Below are 18,616 nucleotides of genomic sequence, written 5' to 3'. Positions count from 1 at the left end.
CGACGTCGCGGATCTCGAAGTCCATGCCCTTCTCGAACAGCACGAAGCGGCAGCGGTGCGAATAGGGGCAGGTGGTTCCGGAGTAGAGCACCATCATGGCGGCGGGATCCTTCGGTTCATCGGCGCCGCCGTCTCGGTGCGGCGCCACAAAGCACGATGCGCAGCAGGCGCGGTGCGCCGTGCTGCGCTGTGGCCGCGGCGCGCGCGCCGGCGGCGGCGTTCATCTACTTGATGTTCTTCCAGTAGGCGGCATTCAGGCGCCACGCGATCACCGTGAACACGGCGAGGAACACGAGCACGAACACGCCGATGCGCACGCGGTCGCCGCGCATCGGCTCGCCCATCCAGTGCAGGAATGCCACCAGGTCGCCGACCGCCTCGTCGTACTGCAGCGGGGTCATCGTGCCGGGCCTGACCTGCTCCCAGCGGCCGGTGAACACCTCGACCTCGTGGCCGTGCTCGGTGCGCTTGTCGAACACCGGGCGGCGCTCGCCCTGCAGTTCCCACAGCACGTGCGGCATGCCCACGCTGGGGAACACCAGGTTGTTCCACCCGGTGATCTTGGTGTCGTCGCGGTAGTAGGTGCGCAGGTAGGTGTACAGGTAGTCGGCGCCGCTGCCCATGCCGGCGGCCGAGCGCGAGCGCGCGATCACCGTCAGGTCGGGCGGCACCGCGCCGAACCAGGCCTTCGCGTCGCGTGGATTGAGCGAGACCTGCATCAGGTCGCCGACCTTGTCGGTGGCGAACATCAGGTTGCCCTTGATCTGCTCCTCGGTCAGGCCGATGTCGCGCAGGCGGTTGTAGCGCATGAATGCCGCCGAATGGCAGTTCAGGCAGTAGTTGGCGAACATCTTGGCGCCGTTCTGCAGCGCGGCCAGGTCGGTCGACTTCTGCGTCGGGAAGCGGTCCCAGGCGATGCCGCCCGCAGCCGCGTGCGCGCCGGTGACGAAGGCCAGCGAGGCCAGCAGCGACAGGATCAGTTTCTTCATCTCGTTTGCTCCGTCGACCGCCTCAGTGCGCCTTGAACACGACGCGTTCGGGCACCGGCTTGAACTCGCCGATGCGGCTCCACCAGGGCATCAGCAGGAAGAACGCGAAGTAGAACAGCGTGCCGATCTGCGCCACCAGCGTGCCCAGGTCCGACGGCGGCTGGATGCCGAGGTAGCCGAGCACGACGAAGAACACGACGAACACCGCGTACATGTACCTGTGCCAGGTCGGGCGGTAGCGGATCGACTTGGCCGGGCTGCGGTCGAGCCAGGGCAGGAAGAACAGGATGATCACCGCGCCGCCCATCACCACCACGCCCCAGAACTTGGCGTCGAAGGTCTTGAGCAGCGCGATCGACACCACCGCGGCGACGACGACGGCCAGCTTGCCCTTGCCCGACAGGCCGCCGGCGATCACCGCCAGCAGCGCCCCGAGCGCCGCCACCACCACCAGCACGTTGACGAACACGTCGGTGGTCGCGCGCAGCATCGAGTAGTACGGCGTGAAGTACCACACCGGCGCGATGTGCGGCGGCGTCTTCAGCGGGTCGGCCGGGATGAAGTTGTTGTACTCGAGGAAGTAGCCGCCCATCTCCGGCGCGAAGAAGATGATCGCGGTGAAGATCATCAGGAACACCGACACGCCGAGGATGTCGTGCACCGTGTAGTACGGGTGGAACGGGATGCCGTCCAGCGGCTTGCCCGAGGCGTCCTTCTTGGCCTTGATCTCGACGCCGTCGGGGTTGTTCGAGCCGACGTCGTGCAGCGCGAGCAGGTGCGCGACGACCAGCCCCAGCAGCACCAGCGGAATCGCGATGACGTGGAAGCTGAAGAAGCGGTTCAGCGTCGCGTCGCTGACCACGTAGTCGCCACGGATCAGCAGCGCGAGGTCCTCGCCGACGAACGGCACCGCGGCGAACAGGTTCACGATCACCTGCGCGCCCCAGTAGCTCATCTGGCCCCACGGCAGCAGGTAGCCGAAGAAGGCCTCGGCCATCAGGCACAGGAAGATCGCGCAGCCGAAGATCCACACCAGCTCGCGCGGCTTGCGGTACGAGCCGTACAGCAGCCCGCGGAACATGTGCAGGTAGACGACGATGAAGAACGCGCTCGCGCCGGTGGAGTGCATGTAGCGGATGATCCAGCCGCCAGGCACGTCGCGCATGATGTACTCGACCGAGGCGAACGCCAGGTTCGCGTCGGGCTTGTAGTGCATCACGAGGAAGATGCCGGTGACGATCTGGATCACCAGCACCAGCAGCGCCAGCGAGCCGAAGAAGTACCAGAAGTTGAAGTTCTTCGGCGCGTAGTACTCGCTGAGGTGCTTCTTGTACTCGGCGAAGGCGGTCGGAAACCGGTTCTCCAGCCACACCGTGGCCTTGTGCAGCGCCGGCGCGTCGGCGGGTGCGTCTTTCCATTCAGCCATTGCGTTCTCCTGATTCCTCGTGCCGCCTGGAGATCAGGCCTTGTCCTCGCCGATGAGCAGCCTGTTGTCGGACAGGTACTTGTGCGGCGGCACCTCGAGGTTGTCGGGCGCGGGCTTGTTCTTGAACACGCGCCCGGCGATGTCGAAGGTCGACCCGTGGCACGGGCACAGGAAGCCGCCGGCCCAGTCGTCGGGCAGCGACGGCTGCGCGCCGGGGGCGAACTTGTCGACGGGCGAGCAGCCGAGGTGCGAGCAGATGCCCACGGCGACCAGCACCTCGGGCTTGATCGAGCGGTGCTGGTTCCTCGCGTACTCGGGCGTCGGATAGGCGGTGCGCTGCGAGTTCGGGTCGGCGACCTGCGACTCGGTGTGCTTGAGCGACTCGAGCTGCTCGGGCGTGCGCCGCACGATCCACACCGGCTTGCCGCGCCACTCGACGGTGAGCTTCTCGCCCGGGCGCAGGCCCGAGATGTCGACCTCGACCGCGGCGCCGGCGGCGCGCGCGCGCTCCGACGGGGTGAACGAGGCGACGAACGGAACGGCCGTGGCGATGCCGCCGACCGCACCGGCGCCGCAGGCGATCGCCACCCACGTGCGGCGCTCCTTGTCGACTTCGGGCTGGTTCATGGTTTCCTCGAGTGGAACGTCGATGATCTGCGCGCCCCCGAGGCCGGGCCGGGCCCAGCCCGCCCACCTCGGGGTGCGGAGCAACCGCGGCGCGGCCGCGTTTGCTCGAGAGTCAACCGGGCATTCTAGCGGAGCCCCCCGCGCGCCCCGGGGCTCGCCGGCGCGTCGCGGCGCGCGCCGGATTGGCGCGATACTGGCATCGACGCTCGCCGCAGCCGCGGCGGCGCGCCACAACCCGAGCAGGAGGCCCCCCCGTGAGCATCGTTTCCGAGTTCAAGGAGTTTGCCGTCAAGGGCAACGTGATCGACCTGGCGGTCGGCGTGATCATCGGTGCCGCGTTCGGCAAGATCGTCGACTCGATCGTCAAGGACCTGATCATGCCGATCGTCGGGCGCATCTTCGGCGGCCTGGACTTCTCGAACTACTTCGTGATGCTCGCCGACCCGCCGAAGGACTTCGCCGGCCCGATGACCTACGAGGCACTGACCAAGGCGGGCGTGCCGCTGTTCGCGTACGGCAACTTCATCACCGTCGCGCTGAACTTCGTCATCCTCGCGTTCATCATCTTCGTGATGGTCAAGCAGATCAACCGCCTCAAGCGCGAGGCCCCGACGCCCCCGCCGGCACCGGCCGAAACGCCCGAGGACGTCAAGCTGCTGCGCGAAATCCGCGACGCGTTGCGCAAATAAGACGGCACCGGGCGGTCCGGTGGGCCTGAAGTTCTTCGGCGGACCGGTCGATAAGCGTTGCAACCACCGCCCGGGCGAGTTCCGCGCCGGGCGCGGTGACGCCGAGTCCGCCCTGCGATGAACCCGCCCCTGCCCCGCACCCAGGCCGCCTTCCAGTCGGCGCTCAAGCGCGTGCACCGCGCCGCGCGCGAGGTCGGCGAGCGCTGCACCGAGAGCCTGGGCATCTCCGCGCTGTCGTCGCACGACGCTGCCGAGCGCGACGCGCTGCTCACGGCGCAGTTCGACCTGAACCGCAACCTCGCGTCGTTCGAGTTCGCCTTCGGCGAGAAGCTCAACGAGCAGATCCAGCGCGAGTTCGGCCGCGCCGACGGCGGCGCGCCGCCGCGGCCCGCCAGCGCGCTCGGCTGGGACACGCTGAGCCTGGTCGGCGACGACGAGGTCGAGGCGCAGGTGCGCGCCGACCGCATCGCGCAGTCCATCCGCCACGGCTGCGAATGGGAGCTGCGCGAGCTCGACGCGTACATGGGATCGCTGCTGCAACTCGACAACCCCGACCGCGACCGCAACCCGCTGCGCCCCGAGCTGATCTGCAAGGCGCTGGTGCACGCCGCCGACAGCGTGTCCGAGCGCGCCGACGTGCGCAAGACGGTGGTCACCGAGATCGGGCGCAGCCTGGCCACGACGATGCCGCGCGTGTACGGCGAGGTCATCGCCGACCTGCGCAACAGCGGGCTGCAGCCGCTGAGCCTGACGCTGCGCACGGTGCAGGGCGCACCGGCGCACAGCCGCCACACCTCGGGCTACTCCACGGGGCAAGGCGCGCTGTCCGCGCGCGGCGAGTTGACCGGGGCGGGCCGCGCCGCCGCCGAGGCGGGCGACTCCACGCGCCGTGCCGCGGGCGACGCGGCGCGCACGTTCGGCCAGGTCGACGCGCAGCTGATGTCCCTGATCCGCCAGCTCGCGCGGGTCAGCCTGGCGCCGGCCGGCGCCCAGGGCGCCGCCGCCGGTCTGGCCGCCGGCGCGGCGGCCACCGACTGGGGCGGCGCCGCGGTACCGAACCTGATCTACGCGCACCGCGACGAATTGCGCCGTGCGTCGACCGGCACGCTCGACCACATGGTGATCGACGTCGTCGGCAGCCTGTTCGAGCAGATCCTGTCCGACCCGAAGGTGCCGCCGCAGATGGCGCGCCAGATCGCGCGGCTGCAGCTGCCGGTGCTGCGCGTCGCGCTCGGCGACGCGACCTTCTTCTCGTCGCGCCGTCACCCGGTGCGCCGCTTCGTCAACCGCATCGCGTCGCTGGCCTGCGGCTTCGACGACCTCGCCGCCGGTCCGGGCGACCGCTTCCTCGCGCTGGTGCGCGAGCTCGTGCAGCACATCGTCGAGGGCGACTTCGACCAGATGGCGCTGTACGAGCGCAAGCTGTCCGAGCTCGAAGCCTTCATCGCCAGCCAGGCCACGCAGGAGGTGCAGGAGCACGCCGGCGACGCCGCCCAGCTGTTCGCCGACAAGGAGCAGGCGCTGCTGCTGCACCAGCGCTACATGCGCCGGCTGCAGTCCGAGCTGGCGCCGCTGGCGATGCCGGAGTTCCTGCGCACCTTCGTCGCGCAGGTGTGGAGCCAGGCGATCGTGCACGCCGAGCGCCAGCACGGCGAAGGCAGCGAGCGCGCGCTGAAGGCGCGCCAGGCCGCGCGCGACCTGGTGCTCAGCGTGCTGCCCAAGGGCACGCCGGCCGAGCGCAAGGCCTTCGTGCTCGCGCTGCCGCCGCTGATGAAGGAGCTCAACGACGGACTGGCGCGCATCGGCTGGCCCGAGGACGCGAAGAAGGCGTTCTTCGCGCAGCTGCTGCCGGCGCACGCCGAGTCGCTGAAGAGCGGCGCCGTCAGCCAGCTCGACTACAACCTGCTGGCCAAGAAGCTCGACGCGGTGTTCGGCGCGCCGCTGCCCAATGCCAGCGAGCGTCCGCCGCCGGGCGTGCTGCCGGTGCTCGACGACGTCGTGCCCGAGCGCAACTTCAGCGCCGACGAGGCCCGGCGCGTCGGCCTGGTCACCGAGGCGGCGGTCGACTGGAACGGCCGGGTCGACATCGACCTGTCGGCCGAGCCCGAGGTCTCGACCGAGGACGTGCGCATCGAGGGCCTGCCCGCGCCCGACGCGGTCGAGCCGGCCAGCGGCGCCGCGCTGGCGCAGCACGTGCAGGTCGGCTTCGCGTACCGCATGCACCTCGAGGGCGCCTGGCACAAGGTCAAGCTGAACTACATCAGTCCGGCGCGCACGTTCTTCGTGTTCACGCGCGGCGCCAAGCACCAGCGCACGATCTCGCTGACCGCGCGCATGCTGATGCGGCTGTGCGAGTCGGGGCGGTTGCGCACGTTCGAGAACGCCTACCTGCTCGAGCGCGCGACCGCGCGCGCGCGTAAGCAGCTGGCGGCGCTCGGCGCCGCACGCCCGGCCGCGTCACGCTGACGCCAGCCGGCGCGCCAGCCGCAGCGCCGCGCGCAGGCTGGCCGCGTCGGCGACGCCGCGCCCCGCGATGTCGAACGCGGTGCCGTGGTCGGGGCTGGTGCGCACGAACGGCAGCCCCAGCGTGACGTTGACGCCGTGCTCGACGCCGAGGTACTTCACCGGAATCAGCCCGTGGTCGTGCGTCATGGCCACCACCAGGTCGAAGGCGCCGCGGCGCGCACGCATGAACACCGTGTCCGGGGGGAACGGGCCCTGCGCGTCGACACCCTCGGCGCGCGCGGCCGCCACCGCCGGCGCGATCACGCGCAGTTCCTCGTCGCCGAACAGCCCGCCCTCGCCGGCGTGCGGGTTCAGCCCGGCCACCGCGATGCGCGGCCGCGGCTGCCCCCAGCGCGCGGCGGCGGCGTGCGCGAGGCGCAGCGTGTGCAGCACCGCGTCGAAGGTCACCGCGTCGATCGCGTCGCGCAGCGCCATGTGGATCGTCACCAGCACGACCTTGATCTCGTCGTTGGCCAGCATCATGCGCACCGGCGGCGGCGCGCCACCCCGCGTCGCCAGCGCCTGCAGCATCTCGGTGTGCCCTGGATGGGGCACGCCGGCGGCGGCCAGCGCCTCCTTGTGCAGCGGCGCGGTGACGATCGCCGCACCCTCGCCGCGCCGCAGCGCGGCCACCGCGGCCTCGACGCACGCCGCCGCCGCAGCGCCCGCGCGCGCGTCGACGCGGCCCCAGGGCAGCGCGTCAAGCCCCGGCGGCAGCCCGTGCGGCTGCCACACCGCGATGCAGCGCGGCGGGCAATGCTCGAGCTCGGCAGGCGCCTCGATCAACGCCAGCGGCCGGCGCTCGGCATCGGGCAGCAATGCCGCGGCGCGGCGCATCACGCCGATGTCGCCGACGACGAGCGCCGCGCCGAACCAAGGTGCGGCGTCGTCGGCGCCGAGCGCGCGCAGCACGACCTCGGGGCCGACGCCGCAGGCGTCGCCCATCGTCACCAGCAGCGGTGCGGTCGTCATGCGGGGTTGTCGATGTCGATGAAGCGGTGCTCGAGCCCGAAGCGCTCGGCGACGTGCGCGGCCAATGCCGGCGCGCCGTAGCGTTCGGTCGCGTGGTGGCCGCAGGCGAGGAAGGCCACGCCGGTCTCGCGCGCCACGTGCGCCTGCGGCTCGGACACTTCGCCGGTGAGGAACAGGTCGGCCCCGGCGGCCACCGCGGCCTCGAAGTAGCCTTGCGCGCCGCCGGTGCACCAGGCGACTCGGCGCACCGCGCGGCCGTCGCCGGGCAGCAGCAGCGGCTCGCGGCCGAGCACCTGCGCGACGTGGCGCGCCAGCGCCGGCGCGCCGCCGCCGGGCGCGTCGCCGATGAACCCCAGGTCCTGTTCGCCGAAACGCGCGTCGGCGCGCCAGCCCAGCCTCGCGCCGAGCTGCGCGTTGTTGCCCAGCTCCGGGTGCGCGTCCAGCGGCAGGTGGTAGGCGAACAGGTTGACGCCGTGCCCCATCAACCGGCGCACGCGCTCGGCGAGCCAGCCGGTCAACCGCCCGTCGTGCCCGCGCCAGAACAGGCCGTGGTGCACGATCAGCGCGTCGGCACCGGCGTCGATCGCCGCGTCGATCAGCGCGAGGCTCGCGGTGACGCCGCTGACGATCCTGCGCACCGAGGACCGGCCCTCGACCTGCAGACCGTTCGGCCCATAATCCCTGAACTCGCCGACGGCCAGCAGGCGCTCCAGATACGCCCCGACCTCGCTCACGCGGGCCTCGTTCGACACGGCATCCCCCTATGCGCAGAACCTGGCTGATTTTCTCGCAGGCCGTCACGGTGGCCGTCGCCGTGCTGTTCGTCGTCGCCACGCTCAAGCCCGAGTGGCTGGCACGCAACCCGGCGCGCATGTTGCCCGAGATCGTCACGCTGCAATCGGCGCCCGCGGCCGCGCCGGCCAGCGCGCCGGCGGCCAGCCTGCGCACCGCAGCGCAGCGCGCCGCGCCCGCGGTGGTCAGCATCGCCGCGAGCCGCGCCCCGGCGCGCAGCCCGCAGCTCGACGACCCGTGGTTCCGCTTCTTCTTCGGCGACCGGCTGCGCCAACAGCAGCAGCCGCAGGTCGGGCTCGGCTCGGGGGTGATCGTCTCGCCCGAGGGCTATGTGCTGACCAACCACCACGTGGTCGACGGCGCCGACGACATCGAGGTGCAGCTCGCCGACGGCCGCGCGGCGCGCGCGCGCGTCGTCGGCACCGACCCCGACTCCGACCTCGCGGTGCTGAAGATCGACCTCGACGCGCTGCCCACCGTCGTGTTCGGCGACAGCGCCGGGCTGCACGTCGGCGACACCGTGCTCGCGATCGGCAACCCCTTCAACGTCGGCCAGACGGTGACCGCGGGCATCGTCAGCGCGCTCGGGCGCAACCGGGTCGGCATCAACACCTTCGAGAACTTCATCCAGACCGACGCCGCGATCAACCCCGGGAACTCGGGCGGCGCGCTGGTGGACGTCGACGGTCAGCTGGTGGGCATCAACACGGCGATCTACTCGCGCAGCGGCGGCAGCCTGGGCATCGGTTTCGCGATCCCGGCCGACATCGCGCGCGACGTGATGGTCGCGCTGATCCGCGACGGGCGGGTCAGCCGCGGCTGGATCGGCGTCGAGGTCGGCAACGTCACGCCCGAGTTCGCCGACAGCTTCGGGCTGCCGGTGCGGCAAGGTGCGCTGATCACCGGCGTGCTGCAGGGCGGCCCGGCGGCGCAGGCCGGCATGCAGCCCGGCGACGTGGTCACGCAGGTCGGCGATCGCGGGGTGACCGATTCGCGCCAGCTCGTCGACGCGGTGACCGCGGTCAGGCCCGGCGACGAGGTCAGGCTGGGCGTGCAGCGACGGCAGCAGCGCCTGGAGCTGACACTGCGCGTGGCGCAGCGCCCGGTGCGCGCGCAGCGCGAACCCTGAGGGTCAACCCGCGCCGTCGCTCGCCTGACCGGCCGGCGCGGGCTTCTTCGCGAACAGCTGCGCGGCCACGATGCCGGCTTCGTACAAGAGGCACATCGGGATGGCCAGCGCGAGCTGCGACACCACGTCCGGCGGCGTGATGATCGCCGCGACGATGAACGACAGCACGATGAAGTAGCCGCGGAACTGGCGCAGCTTGTCGACGGTGACCACGCCCATGCGCACCAGCACCATCACCGCCACCGGCACCTCGAAGGCCAATCCGAAGGCGATGAACATGTTCATCACGAAGCCGAGGTAGGCCTCGATGTCGGGCGCCGCGGTGATGCTCTTCGGCGCGAAGCTCTGGATGAACTTGAACACCCCGCCGAAGACGAAGAAGTAGCAGAACGCGACGCCGGCGAAGAACAGCAGCGTGCTCGACACGACCAGCGGCAGCACCAGCCGCTTCTCGTGGCTGTACAGCCCGGGGGCGATGAAGGCCCAGACCTGGTACAGCACCACCGGCAGCGCCAGCAGGAAACCGGCGAGCAGCGTGATCTTCAGCGGCACGAGGAACGGCGAGATCACGCTGGTGGCGATCATCGTCGCGCCCTCGGGCAGGTTGGCCACCAGCGGCAGCGCGAGCAGGTCGTACAGCGCGCCGGGTCCCGGCCACAGCGACAGCGCGCCGAATGCGATGCCCACCGCCACCAGCGCGCGGATCAGGCGGTCGCGCAGTTCGATCAGGTGCGAGACGAAGGGCTGCTCGGTGCCGGCCAGTTCGTCGTCGTCGTCGGGTCCCTTGTTCGCGCTCATCCCCGCACGGCCCTCAGCGCGCGCGCGGCGGGCGGAAGCGCGCCACGCGCGCGGCGCCCGACTGCGAGTGCGTGCGCACGCCGTGGCGCTGCTTGTACCAGGTCGGCACCGCGCCGCGCTTGAGCCGCCAGTTCTTCTTCGGGCGCTTGTACTCGGGCACCGGCGTGGACAGCGGCGCCGACAGCGACGACGACGCGTCGAGCCCGGCGGTGGCCTCGCTCCAGTTGCGGTCGAAGTCGGTCTGGGCCTCGCGGATCTCGTGCTGCACGCTGGTCTCGACGTCGCGCGCCGCCTCCTCGAACTGCGTCTTCATCTTCTTCAGTTCTTCGAGTTCGATCGAGCGGTTCACCTCGGCCTTGACGTCGGCGACGTAGCGCTGCGCCTTGCCGATCAGGTGCCCGACCGTGCGGGCGACGCGCGGCAGCTTCTCGGGGCCGATGACGATCAACGCCACGGCGCCGATCAGCGCGAGCTTGTCGAATCCGAACTCGATCATGCCGGGACGCGGCAGCGACGCCGCTCGAGGCTCAGGACTTGGTCTTCGCCTCGACGTCGACCGTGTTCGGGTCGGCCTTCTTCTGCGTGCCGGTGACCTGCGGCGGGCTGCCGCCGGCGTCGTCGGCCGTGTCCATGCCGCCCTTCACGCCGTCCTTGAAGCCCTTGACCGCAGCGCCGAGGTCGGAGCCCATGTTCTTCAGCTTCTTGGTGCCGAAGATCAGCACCACGACCAGCAGCACGATCAGCCAATGCCAGATGCTGAACGTTCCCATGTCGATCTCCTGGATAAGAAGGCGGATTCTAGGCGAGGGCCCCCGCCCCGACGGCGCGCGCGGTGATCAGCCGCGCTGCCACGGGCGCGGCCCGCCGAAGGCGTGCATGTGCAGATGCATCACCTCCTGCCCGCCGTCACGCCCGGTGTTGATCACCTGGCGGAACCCGCCGGTGACACCCAGCTCGCGCATCAGCCGCGGCACCAGCGCCATCATGTGGCCGAGCAGTGCCTGGTGCTCGGGCCCGACCTCGGCCATCGAGACGATGTGCTGGCGCGGCACCAGCAGCACGTGCACCGGGGCCCAGGGGTGGATGTCGTGGAAGACGACGACCTGGTCGTCCTCGTGCACCTTCTTCGCCGGCACCCGGCCGGCGACGATCTTGCAGAAGATGCAGTCCGGGTCGGCGTCGTTGTTCATGTCGGCATCGGTTTGCGGTCGTTCAGGCTCAGCCAGCCGCGGGCGACGCGGTAGATGAACCACAGCGAGATCAGCCCCCAGGCGATCCAGCCCGGCAGCACGAGGAAGAACCACAGCGGCAGCGTCACGAGGTACAGCACGCCGGCCCAGACGACGCTGCGGATGCGCCAGCCGAAGTGCGACGCGTGCCAGGTGCCCGCGGCGTCGCCGCGCTTGACGACGTCGATGATGAACGCGGCCACCAGCAGCAGGATGCTGGGCTGGAACGACGGAATCACGGCGCCGATCGCGACGATCGCGTGCAACGCGTAGCTGATGTGGCCCACGGTGCGCAGCGACTGGTCGCGCTGCGTGTCGGCCGCCGGGGTCGTCGTCAGTTCGCTCATGTCTCGTGCCCTTCCCGCGCCGCGCCGGCGCCTGGCGCGCCCGGCCGGCGCCGTGCGAATTCCTCCAGCCCCGACAGCCCCTCGCGCCGCTCGAGCTCGGCGAGCACCTGCGACGGCGTCAGTCCGAAGTGTGCGAGCGCGACCAGCGAATGGAACCACAGGTCGGCGGTCTCGGCGACGATCTTCGCCGCGTCGCCGTCCTTGCCGGCCATCACCACCTCGGTGGCCTCCTCGCCGAGCTTCTTCAGCACCGCGTCGGTGCCCTTGCCGAGCAGGCGCGCGACGTAGCTCGCGTCGGGACTGGCGCCCTTGCGCGACTCGATCACCGCGGCCAGCCGCGCGAGGGTGTCGTTGCTGCCCATCGTCCTATCTGTAGATGCTCGCCGGGTCCTTCAAGACCGGGTCGACGTCGATCCAGCGCCCCTGGTCGTGGCGCCGGAAGAAGCAGCTGTGGCGCCCGGTGTGGCAGGCGATGCCCGGCTCGTGCCCGCGCTGCGTGACCTTCAGCAGCACGACGTCGCCGTCGCAGTCCAGTCGCACCTCGTGCACCTGTTGCACGTGCCCCGACTCCTCACCCTTGTGCCACAGCCGGCCGCGCGAGCGGCTGAAGTACACCGCCTCGCCGCGCGCGACGGTGGCGGCCAGCGCCTCGCGGTTCATCCACGCGACCATCAGCACGTCGCCGCTGGCGGCCTCCTGCGCGATCGCCGGCACGAGCCCGCGCTCGTCCCACTTGACCTCGTCGAGCCAGTCCATGCGGGCAGTGTAGTCACTCGACGTGCGTCGCGCCGGCATGGCCGCGCTCGGCGGCGAACCAGCGAAGCACGGGAATCGTGCCCGGCAGCACCGGGCGCACCTGCACCGGCAGCGTCTGCCACGCCATGCGCTGCCCCTCGCGCATCTCGAAAGCGCCGCGCCAGTCGAAGACCCTGCAGAAGTGCAGCCGCACGCGCGCGTGCGGGTAGTCGACGATCTTGACCTGCCACGGCTGCGCGGCGCCGATCGTGATGCCCAGTTCCTCGTGCAGTTCGCGGCGCAGCGCCTGCTCGACCGACTCGCCGGCCTCGAGCTTGCCCCCGGGGAATTCCCAGTAGCCGGCGTAGACCTTGCCGTCGGGCCGCGACGTGAGCAGGAAGCGGCCGTTGCGGTCGATCAGCACGCCCACCGCGACGTCCACCGGACGGCGCGGCTCCCCGCCCCCGACGTCCACCGGACGGCGCGGCTCCCCGTCCCCGACGTCCACCGGACGGCGCGGCTCCCCGTCGCCGACGTCCACCGGACGGACCGACGCTTCAGCCACCGGCGCGCCCGGCGTGGTCGCGCGCGAACTGGTACGCCACGCGGCCCGAGCGCGAGCCGCGCTCGAGCGCCCACACCAGCGCGTCGTGCCGGGACGCCTCGATGCGCGCGGCGTCGACGCCGAAGTGGCGCAACCACTGCGCGACGATCGCCAGGTACTCGTCCTGGCTGAACGGGTAGAAGCTGATCCACAGCCCGAAGCGCTCCGACAGCGAGATCTTCTCCTCGACCACCTCGCCCGGGTGCACCTCGCCGTCGTCGGTGTGCGTGTAGGTCAGGTTCTCTCTCATGTACTCGGGCAGCAGGTGGCGGCGGTTGCTGGTCGCGTAGATCAGCACGTTGTCGCTGGCCTGCGCCACCGAGCCGTCGAGGATCGACTTCAGCGCCTTGTAGCCCGGCTCGCCTTCGTCGAAGCTGAGGTCGTCGCAGAAGATCACGAATCGCTCGGGCCGCTCGGCGACCAGGTCGACCAGGTCCGGCAGGTCGACCAGGTCGGCCTTGTCGACCTCGATCAGCCGCAGCCCGCGCGGCGCGAACTCGTTCAGGCAGGCCTTGATCAGCGAACTCTTGCCGGTGCCGCGCGCCCCGGTGAGCAGCACGTTGTTCGCCGCCCGGCCGGCGACGAACTGCGCGGTGTTGCGCACCAGCCGCTGCTTCTGCGCGTCGACCTCCTGCAGGTCGGCCAGGCGGATCGTCGCGACGTGGCGCACCGGCTCGAGCGCGCCGACGCCGCCGCGCTTGCGGTAGCGCCACGCCACCGACGCCGACCAGTCGGGCGGCTGCGGCGCGTGCGGCAGCACCGCCTCGAGCCGCACGAGCAGCCGTTCGGCGCGTTCGATCAGGTTCAGCAGGGCGTCGTCGCGCAAGTTCATGCCGCGCAAGGGGTCGATCGTGTGCGAAGCCGGGCAGTGTATCGGCGCGGCCGCCCGCCCGCTGCGCCCGTCGGGACGCCGCGCCCCGGCGAATCGCCGCCATCCTCCCACCGGGCCGGGCGCGCAGCGGCCCCGCGGGCGATCAGAACAGCCAGGGCACGAAGCGGCGCGTGCGCCGGCGGTACGCCGCGTAGCCGGGGTGCTGCCGCAGCATCCAGCGCTCCTCGAGCACCGACTTCACGAGCAGCACCGTGGCGAGCACGCCGGCGGCGGCCACGCTGGACACCGCCGGCGCGGCCAGCACGGCGGCCAGCGCGCCGGCGAGCACCGCGCTGTACATCGGGTGCCGCACCCAGCGGTACGGGCCGGTCTGCACCAGCCGACCGTCGACGCGCGGCGCCGGCCGGATGTTGAAGTTGCCCGGCCGGTTCGCCGACAAGGCCCAGCCGCCGACGCCCAGCGCGAGTGCCGCGAGCGCCCACGCCGCCGGCGGCGCGGTCCGCGCGGCGAACGCCGGCAGCGCGAGCAGCGCGAGCAGCGCCATCGCCGACAGCTGCAGCGCGACGAGCACGGCACCGACGACGTCGCGCGACATCGCCGTGCGTCAGCCTTCGCGCAGGCCGGCGTGCGCGAAGGCCTCGTCCTCGCTCCAGCGTGCGCCGTCGGCGAGCAGTGCGGCGAGGTCTGCGCCGGTCACCGCCGCGTCGAGTTCGGCGAGCACCGCCTCGCGCATGCGCCGCTCCGGCGGGTGGACCTCGTGGCCCGCGTCGGCGTAGACCCGGTCGGCACAGCCGACCAGCCGCGCCGCGAGGTCGCGCTGCCCCCGGCGCAACGCCAGCAGCGCGGCCGACAGCAGCAGGTCGAAGGCCGTGCCGCGGGTGCGCAGGCGCAGCGCCCGGCCCTCGCGGATCGTCCGTGCCGCCTGAGCCAGCTCGCCGAGCGAGATCAGCGCCGACACCATGTTGCCGTAAGCATCGACGGCCGCCGCCGGCCGTCCGACCGCCGCCGCCGCCTCGATCGCCTCGCGGCACAACGCCACCGCGGCGGCGTGGTCGCCGATCACATGCTCGGTGTCGGCCAGATTGCTCAACGCCGGGATCACCAGCAGCGCGCCGGTCGCGCGCGCCAGCGCCACGTGCTGCCGCCCGGCGTCGCGGCAGGCACCGAAGCGCCCGCCGAGATCGTGGAACCACTCGAGCGCCAGCTGGCGCCGCGCGCGCTGCCGCGGCGACCATGCAGGGTCCTCGAGGCGTTGCGCCTCGGCGAGCAGATCCGCAGCGCGGGTCTCGTCGATCACGTCGCGCGGCGCGCCGCCCAGTGCGCACAGCGCGCGGTAGGTGCCGGCGCGGTCGCCGAGCGCACGGTAGCCGTCGAGCACGCGCCAGGCCTCGTCGCGCCACTCGGCGGTGCGCCGAAGGCGCCGTCGCGCCATCGCCTGGAAGGCGACGCGAAACCGCGTCGCCAGCGCCGTCGGCACGCTGGCGTCGAGCCAGTCGCGCGCGGCCAGGTAGTGCTCGAACACGTCGCCGAACGGGTCGGGCTCGCTCCACAGCGCCTGGCTCGACGCCAGCAGCGCCAGCGCGGTCGCGCGTGCCTGCGGCGCGCGCATGGCCCACCGCAGCGCCGCGTGCAGGTTGGCCCGCTCGGGCTCGAGCGCCAGCAGCAGCGCGTCGAAGCACGGTTCGAGCACCACCTCGACCTCGAAGTCGTCGAGCAGGTCGCGCAGCGCATCGGCACGGCGGCGCTCGACCTGCTCGACCTCGCCGCACGCCGCCAGCCGCTCGAGCGCCAACGCGCGCGCCGACTCGAGCAGCCGGTAGCGCGGCTCGCCGACGCCTTCGACGGCGACCAGCGACTTGTCGACCAGCGCGGCGAGCCTGTCCAGCACCGCCCACGGGTCGTCGCCCGGTTCGACGAGCGTGCGCTGGGCAAGCGACAGCGAGAAGCCGCCGACGAACACGCCGAGCCGACGGAACAGCCGCTGCTCGTCGGCGTCGAGCAGCGCGTGGCTCCACTCGAGCGTCGCGCGCAGCGTGCGCTGGCGCGCCGGCGCGTCGCGCGGGCCGACGCCGAGCAGGCGCAGCCGGCTGTCCAGCCGCTCGCGCAGGCCTTGCAGTCCGAGCAACGGCACGCGCGCGGCGGCCAGCTCGATGGCCAGCGGCAGCCCGTCGAGCTCGCGGCAGATCGCTGCCGCTGCGGCCCAGTCGCCGTCGGCGGGCGCGAAGCCGTGCTGCGCCGCGCGGGCGCGCTGCACGAACAGCTGCACCGCAGCGTAGCTCGCGACGCGGCCGGGATCGTGGGCCTCCTCGGGCGGCGGCAGCGCGAGCGGCCGCAGTCGCAGCAGCTGCTCGCCGGCCACGCGCAGCGGCGTCTGCGATGTCGCGAGCACGCGCACCCGCGGCGCTCGCGACACGATCGGCACCACCAGCGCGACGACCGCGTCGACGACATGCTCGCAGTTGTCGAGCAGCAGCAGCAGCGCCTGCTCGCGCAGCGCCGCCGCCAGGGTCGGCCCCGCCGGCGCGCCGGGCGGCAGCTCGACCCCCGTGGCCAGGGCCAGTGCCGCGGCCGCCCCTGCGGCATCGCCGACCTCGGCCAGCTCGACCACGCGCACGCCGTCGGCGAAGCCGTCGCTCAGGTGCCGGGCGATCGCCTGCGCGAGGCGCGTCTTGCCGATGCCGCCCGGCCCGGTCAGCGTGACCAGCGGGTGGGCGGCCACCAGGGCGCAGCCCGCGCCCAGGTCGTCGTCGCGCCCGACCAGTGCCGGTAGGTGCGCCGGGGGCAGCGCCGGCAGCGGCGCCTGCCGCGGGCCGGCGCGCTCGGCCGCAGCCGGCGCCGCGTTCGCCGCCGCGCCGGCCGCGTCGTCGAGATCGGCGACGAACCGGTAGCCGCGTCCCTGCACGGTGACGATGGCTTGCGGCCCCAGCAGCCTGCGCAGCGCCGACACCTGCACCTGCAGGTTGTTCTCCTCGACCACCAGGCCGGGCCACACGCGATCAAGCAGCTCGTCCTTGCCGACGATGCGGTGGCGTTTACGCACCAGCTCCAGCAGCAGGTCGAGCGCGCGCGCGCCCAGCCGGCAGGCCTCGCCGTCGGCGCGCAGCACGCGGCGCACGGGGTCGAGGCGGAAGCGACCGAAGCGGTACTCGGCGGGGTCGTGGGTCAACGCAGGCGGCCCGGCGGGGAGGCCCCGCGAGCTTAGCGCGGCGCGGGCTTCAGGACGTTTCAGGCGCGGCCAAGGACCTGAAGCGGCGCGCCGGCGACGATGCCACCCGCCTTCACGAGAACCCGAGGCCACCGACGATGGACCGCATCACCCCTGCCCTGCCCCCGACCGCGTCGACCGCGGCGCACCTGCTGGCCGCCGTGGCGGCACTGTGCGCCACGCTCGGCGCGGCCGCGTCGATCGACACGCTCGCCCGCACCGACGCACGCTGGCCGGATGCCCGCGCCACGTCGCCGTTCGCGGCGCGCGGCGCCGCGGTGGACCGACACCGCGCGGCCGGCGCGGCGCCGGCGCGGCACGCCCGGTGCACGTGAAGCCCCCGTTCCCCCCACCCACGACCCAGGAGATCCCCATGCTTCAAGACCATCGCGGCCTCGCCGTGTCCACCCCCAGCGCGCAGGCGCTCGCCCAGTTCGAGGCCGCCCTCGCGCAGTTCCACGCCTACCGGGGCGACCCCATCGCCACCCTCGACGCCGCGCTGTCGCTCGACCCCGACTTCGTGCTCGCGCACCTGGCCAAGGCCTTCGTCGTGGTCACCGCCACCGAGGGGCGCTTCATGCCGATGGCGCGCGCCGCGGTCGCACGCGCCGAGGCGCTGCCGGCACGCGCCAACACGCGCGAGCGCGCGCTGACCGCCGCCGCGCGGCTGCTGGTCGACGGCCACTGGCACGAGGCCTGCCGCGCCTTCGACGCCGTGCTGCGCGAGTGGCCGCGCGACGCGCTGGCGCTGCAGACGGCGCACCTGATGGACTTCTACCGCGGCGACGCGCTGAACCTGCGCAACCGCGTCGCGCGCGTGCTGCCCGCATGGAGCACGGCGCTTCCCGGCTACTCGTACCTGCTGGGCATGCACGCCTTCGGGCTCGAGGAGTGTCACCAGTACCCCGACGCCGAGGCCGCCGGGAGGCGCGCGGTCGAGCTGACGCCCGGTGACGGCTGGGCGGTGCACGCGGTGGCGCACGTCATGGAGATGCAGGGCCGCATCGGCGAGGGCATCGCGTGGCTCGAGTCGGGTGCCGACGACTGGGGCCGCGACGACAACGCCTTCGCGCCGCACAACTGGTGGCACCTCGCGCTGCTGCACATGGACCGCGGCGACCTCGACGCCGCGCTCGACCTGTACGACCGCAGGCTCGACGGCCCGCAGGTCGACATGATGCTGGTGCTGATCGACTGCGTCGCGCTGCTGTGGCGCCTGCGCCTCGAGGGTGTCGACGTCGGCGATCGCTTCGAGCGCGTGGCCGACCGCTGGCAGGCCAAGGCCGAGGGCGAACGCGGGTTCTACGCCTTCAACGACCTGCACGCGGTGATGAGCTTCGCCGCCACCGGGCGCGACGCGGACAGCGCACGCGTGCTGGCCGAGATGCGTGCCACCGCCGCGCACGGGGCCGGCGCCAACCGGGCGATGACGCGCGACATCGGCCTGCCGCTGGCCGAGGCCATCCTCGACTTCGCGCAGGGGCGCACGTTGCAGGCGGCCGCGCGCATCGAAGCGGTGCGCGACATCGCGCACGGCTTCGGCGGCAGCCACGCGCAGCGCGACGTGCTGGCGCTGACGCTGATCGAGGCGGCGCGGCGCGGCGGCGACCTGCCGCGCGCACGGCACGTGCTCGCCGAGCGGCTGGTGCACCGGCCCACCGCGTGGAGCGCGCGGCTGGCCGCGAGGCTGGACGCGTCGGCGCTGCGCGCGGCGGCGTAGGCCCGCGCGCGCGGCGC

At 72.5% G+C, this 18,616-nt stretch carries 22 protein-coding genes; 5 read left to right on the top strand and 17 right to left on the bottom strand.

The features are described 5' to 3' along the window. From PKC53_RS10610 to petA, 4 genes are all read right to left on the bottom strand, one after another. On the bottom strand, positions 1-97 hold a 97-nt coding region (locus tag PKC53_RS10610), incomplete at its 3' end, for a glutaredoxin domain-containing protein (RefSeq protein WP_324428450.1). A 127-nt stretch (positions 98-224) separates the two neighbouring features. Beyond that, on the bottom strand, positions 225-989 hold the full coding sequence (locus PKC53_RS10605) for a cytochrome c1 (protein WP_324428447.1): 765 nt from the start codon (positions 987-989) through the stop codon (positions 225-227). A gap of 22 nt (positions 990-1,011) precedes the next feature. Continuing rightward, positions 1,012-2,415, bottom strand: coding sequence for a cytochrome bc complex cytochrome b subunit (locus PKC53_RS10600; RefSeq protein WP_324428446.1), 1,404 nt, complete (start codon positions 2,413-2,415; stop codon positions 1,012-1,014). Positions 2,416-2,448: 33 nt separating this feature from the next. Next, positions 2,449-3,042 carry a ubiquinol-cytochrome c reductase iron-sulfur subunit gene (gene petA, locus PKC53_RS10595; RefSeq protein WP_324428445.1) on the bottom strand — a complete coding sequence of 198 codons (594 nt, stop codon included), beginning with the start codon at positions 3,040-3,042 and terminating at the stop codon, positions 2,449-2,451. Between the two features lie 254 nt (positions 3,043-3,296). Here petA and mscL point away from each other — a divergent pair, with 254 nt between their 5' ends. Then, positions 3,297-3,731 carry a large conductance mechanosensitive channel protein MscL gene (mscL, locus tag PKC53_RS10590; protein ID WP_324428444.1) on the top strand — a complete coding sequence of 145 codons (435 nt, stop codon included), beginning with the start codon at positions 3,297-3,299 and terminating at the stop codon, positions 3,729-3,731. A 117-nt stretch (positions 3,732-3,848) separates the two neighbouring features. Next, entirely contained in the window at positions 3,849-6,197 is a 2,349-nt protein-coding gene (locus PKC53_RS10585; protein WP_324428443.1) for a DUF1631 family protein, read from the top strand. Here PKC53_RS10585 and pdxA read toward each other — a convergent pair. Together pdxA and PKC53_RS10575 are read right to left on the bottom strand one after the other, a co-directional pair. Beyond that, positions 6,189-7,208: a 4-hydroxythreonine-4-phosphate dehydrogenase PdxA gene (gene pdxA / locus PKC53_RS10580; protein WP_324428442.1), complete on the bottom strand. Its 1,020-nt coding sequence runs from the start codon at positions 7,206-7,208 to the stop codon at positions 6,189-6,191. The genes PKC53_RS10585 and pdxA overlap by 9 nt on opposite strands. Beyond that, positions 7,205-7,942 carry a Nif3-like dinuclear metal center hexameric protein gene (locus PKC53_RS10575; RefSeq protein ID WP_324428441.1) on the bottom strand — a complete coding sequence of 246 codons (738 nt, stop codon included), beginning with the start codon at positions 7,940-7,942 and terminating at the stop codon, positions 7,205-7,207. Before PKC53_RS10575 ends, pdxA begins: the two co-directional genes overlap by 4 nt. A 29-nt stretch (positions 7,943-7,971) precedes the next feature. Between PKC53_RS10575 and PKC53_RS10570 the strand changes: the two genes are divergently transcribed. After that, positions 7,972-9,129 carry a Do family serine endopeptidase gene (locus PKC53_RS10570; RefSeq protein ID WP_324428440.1) on the top strand — a complete coding sequence of 386 codons (1,158 nt, stop codon included), beginning with the start codon at positions 7,972-7,974 and terminating at the stop codon, positions 9,127-9,129. A gap of 3 nt (positions 9,130-9,132) precedes the next feature. Here PKC53_RS10570 and tatC read toward each other — a convergent pair whose 3' ends face one another. The 11 genes from tatC to PKC53_RS10515 form a co-directional block, all read right to left on the bottom strand. After that, the gene (tatC, locus tag PKC53_RS10565; protein ID WP_324428439.1) at positions 9,133-9,927 is read right to left on the bottom strand and encodes a twin-arginine translocase subunit TatC; all 795 of its coding nucleotides are present in this window, start codon (positions 9,925-9,927) and stop codon (positions 9,133-9,135) included. A gap of 13 nt (positions 9,928-9,940) precedes the next feature. Further along, positions 9,941-10,423: a Sec-independent protein translocase protein TatB gene (gene tatB, locus PKC53_RS10560; protein WP_324428438.1), complete on the bottom strand. Its 483-nt coding sequence runs from the start codon at positions 10,421-10,423 to the stop codon at positions 9,941-9,943. A 31-nt stretch (positions 10,424-10,454) separates the two neighbouring features. Beyond that, positions 10,455-10,697, bottom strand: a complete 243-nt coding sequence (tatA, locus tag PKC53_RS10555; protein ID WP_324428437.1) for a Sec-independent protein translocase subunit TatA — start codon at positions 10,695-10,697, stop codon at positions 10,455-10,457. A gap of 66 nt (positions 10,698-10,763) precedes the next feature. Next, on the bottom strand, positions 10,764-11,117 hold the full coding sequence (locus tag PKC53_RS10550; RefSeq protein WP_324428436.1) for a histidine triad nucleotide-binding protein: 354 nt from the start codon (positions 11,115-11,117) through the stop codon (positions 10,764-10,766). Beyond that, positions 11,114-11,503 (bottom strand): hypothetical protein, encoded by a 390-nt coding sequence (locus tag PKC53_RS10545; RefSeq protein WP_324428435.1) that lies wholly within the window; start codon positions 11,501-11,503, stop codon positions 11,114-11,116. Before PKC53_RS10545 ends, PKC53_RS10550 begins: the two co-directional genes overlap by 4 nt. Then, positions 11,500-11,865, bottom strand: a complete 366-nt coding sequence (locus PKC53_RS10540) for a phosphoribosyl-ATP diphosphatase (protein ID WP_324428434.1) — start codon at positions 11,863-11,865, stop codon at positions 11,500-11,502. Before PKC53_RS10540 ends, PKC53_RS10545 begins: the two co-directional genes overlap by 4 nt. Positions 11,866-11,869: 4 nt before the next feature. Continuing rightward, positions 11,870-12,259 (bottom strand): phosphoribosyl-AMP cyclohydrolase, encoded by a 390-nt coding sequence (gene hisI, locus PKC53_RS10535; RefSeq protein WP_324428433.1) that lies wholly within the window; start codon positions 12,257-12,259, stop codon positions 11,870-11,872. 13 nt (positions 12,260-12,272) lie between these two features. Then, the gene (locus PKC53_RS10530) at positions 12,273-12,680 is read right to left on the bottom strand and encodes an NUDIX domain-containing protein (RefSeq protein ID WP_324428432.1); all 408 of its coding nucleotides are present in this window, start codon (positions 12,678-12,680) and stop codon (positions 12,273-12,275) included. Between the two features lie 115 nt (positions 12,681-12,795). Next, positions 12,796-13,674 (bottom strand): ATP-binding protein, encoded by an 879-nt coding sequence (locus tag PKC53_RS10525; protein WP_324428431.1) that lies wholly within the window; start codon positions 13,672-13,674, stop codon positions 12,796-12,798. 142 nt (positions 13,675-13,816) lie between these two features. Beyond that, positions 13,817-14,269, bottom strand: a complete 453-nt coding sequence (locus tag PKC53_RS10520; protein WP_324428430.1) for a methyltransferase — start codon at positions 14,267-14,269, stop codon at positions 13,817-13,819. 9 nt (positions 14,270-14,278) lie between these two features. Then, entirely contained in the window at positions 14,279-16,840 is a 2,562-nt protein-coding gene (locus PKC53_RS10515) for a winged helix-turn-helix domain-containing protein (protein WP_324428429.1), read from the bottom strand. A gap of 137 nt (positions 16,841-16,977) precedes the next feature. Here PKC53_RS10515 and PKC53_RS10510 point away from each other — a divergent pair, with 137 nt between their 5' ends. Both PKC53_RS10510 and PKC53_RS10505 read left to right on the top strand, forming a co-directional pair. Further along, a complete protein-coding gene (locus PKC53_RS10510) occupies positions 16,978-17,214 on the top strand; it encodes a hypothetical protein (protein WP_324428428.1) in 237 nt (78 codons plus the stop codon). Between the two features lie 38 nt (positions 17,215-17,252). Further along, positions 17,253-18,599, top strand: a complete 1,347-nt coding sequence (locus PKC53_RS10505; RefSeq protein ID WP_324428427.1) for a tetratricopeptide repeat protein — start codon at positions 17,253-17,255, stop codon at positions 18,597-18,599. The last annotated feature ends 17 nt before the right edge of the window (positions 18,600-18,616 follow it).

Origin of the sequence: Azohydromonas sp. (assembly GCF_035325925.1) — a bacterium.
Classification (GTDB): domain Bacteria; phylum Pseudomonadota; class Gammaproteobacteria; order Burkholderiales; family Burkholderiaceae_C; genus Calidifontimicrobium.
This window is presented reverse-complemented; position numbering and strand designations above follow the sequence as displayed.

Coding starts and splice junctions, on each gene's coding strand:
- PKC53_RS10605 (WP_324428447.1), bottom strand. CDS start 989: ATGAAGAAACTGATCCTGTCGCTGCTGGCCTCGCTGGCCTTCGTCACC.
- PKC53_RS10600 (WP_324428446.1), bottom strand. CDS start 2,415: ATGGCTGAATGGAAAGACGCACCCGCCGACGCGCCGGCGCTGCACAAG.
- petA (WP_324428445.1), bottom strand. CDS start 3,042: ATGAACCAGCCCGAAGTCGACAAGGAGCGCCGCACGTGGGTGGCGATC.
- PKC53_RS10585 (WP_324428443.1), top strand. CDS start 3,849: ATGAACCCGCCCCTGCCCCGCACCCAGGCCGCCTTCCAGTCGGCGCTC.
- pdxA (WP_324428442.1), bottom strand. CDS start 7,208: ATGACGACCGCACCGCTGCTGGTGACGATGGGCGACGCCTGCGGCGTC.
- PKC53_RS10570 (WP_324428440.1), top strand. CDS start 7,972: ATGCGCAGAACCTGGCTGATTTTCTCGCAGGCCGTCACGGTGGCCGTC.
- tatC (WP_324428439.1), bottom strand. CDS start 9,927: ATGAGCGCGAACAAGGGACCCGACGACGACGACGAACTGGCCGGCACC.
- tatB (WP_324428438.1), bottom strand. CDS start 10,423: ATGATCGAGTTCGGATTCGACAAGCTCGCGCTGATCGGCGCCGTGGCG.
- tatA (WP_324428437.1), bottom strand. CDS start 10,697: ATGGGAACGTTCAGCATCTGGCATTGGCTGATCGTGCTGCTGGTCGTG.
- PKC53_RS10550 (WP_324428436.1), bottom strand. CDS start 11,117: ATGAACAACGACGCCGACCCGGACTGCATCTTCTGCAAGATCGTCGCC.
- PKC53_RS10545 (WP_324428435.1), bottom strand. CDS start 11,503: ATGAGCGAACTGACGACGACCCCGGCGGCCGACACGCAGCGCGACCAG.
- PKC53_RS10540 (WP_324428434.1), bottom strand. CDS start 11,865: ATGGGCAGCAACGACACCCTCGCGCGGCTGGCCGCGGTGATCGAGTCG.
- hisI (WP_324428433.1), bottom strand. CDS start 12,259: ATGGACTGGCTCGACGAGGTCAAGTGGGACGAGCGCGGGCTCGTGCCG.
- PKC53_RS10525 (WP_324428431.1), bottom strand. CDS start 13,674: ATGAACTTGCGCGACGACGCCCTGCTGAACCTGATCGAACGCGCCGAA.
- PKC53_RS10520 (WP_324428430.1), bottom strand. CDS start 14,269: ATGTCGCGCGACGTCGTCGGTGCCGTGCTCGTCGCGCTGCAGCTGTCG.
- PKC53_RS10510 (WP_324428428.1), top strand. CDS start 16,978: ATGGACCGCATCACCCCTGCCCTGCCCCCGACCGCGTCGACCGCGGCG.
- PKC53_RS10505 (WP_324428427.1), top strand. CDS start 17,253: ATGCTTCAAGACCATCGCGGCCTCGCCGTGTCCACCCCCAGCGCGCAG.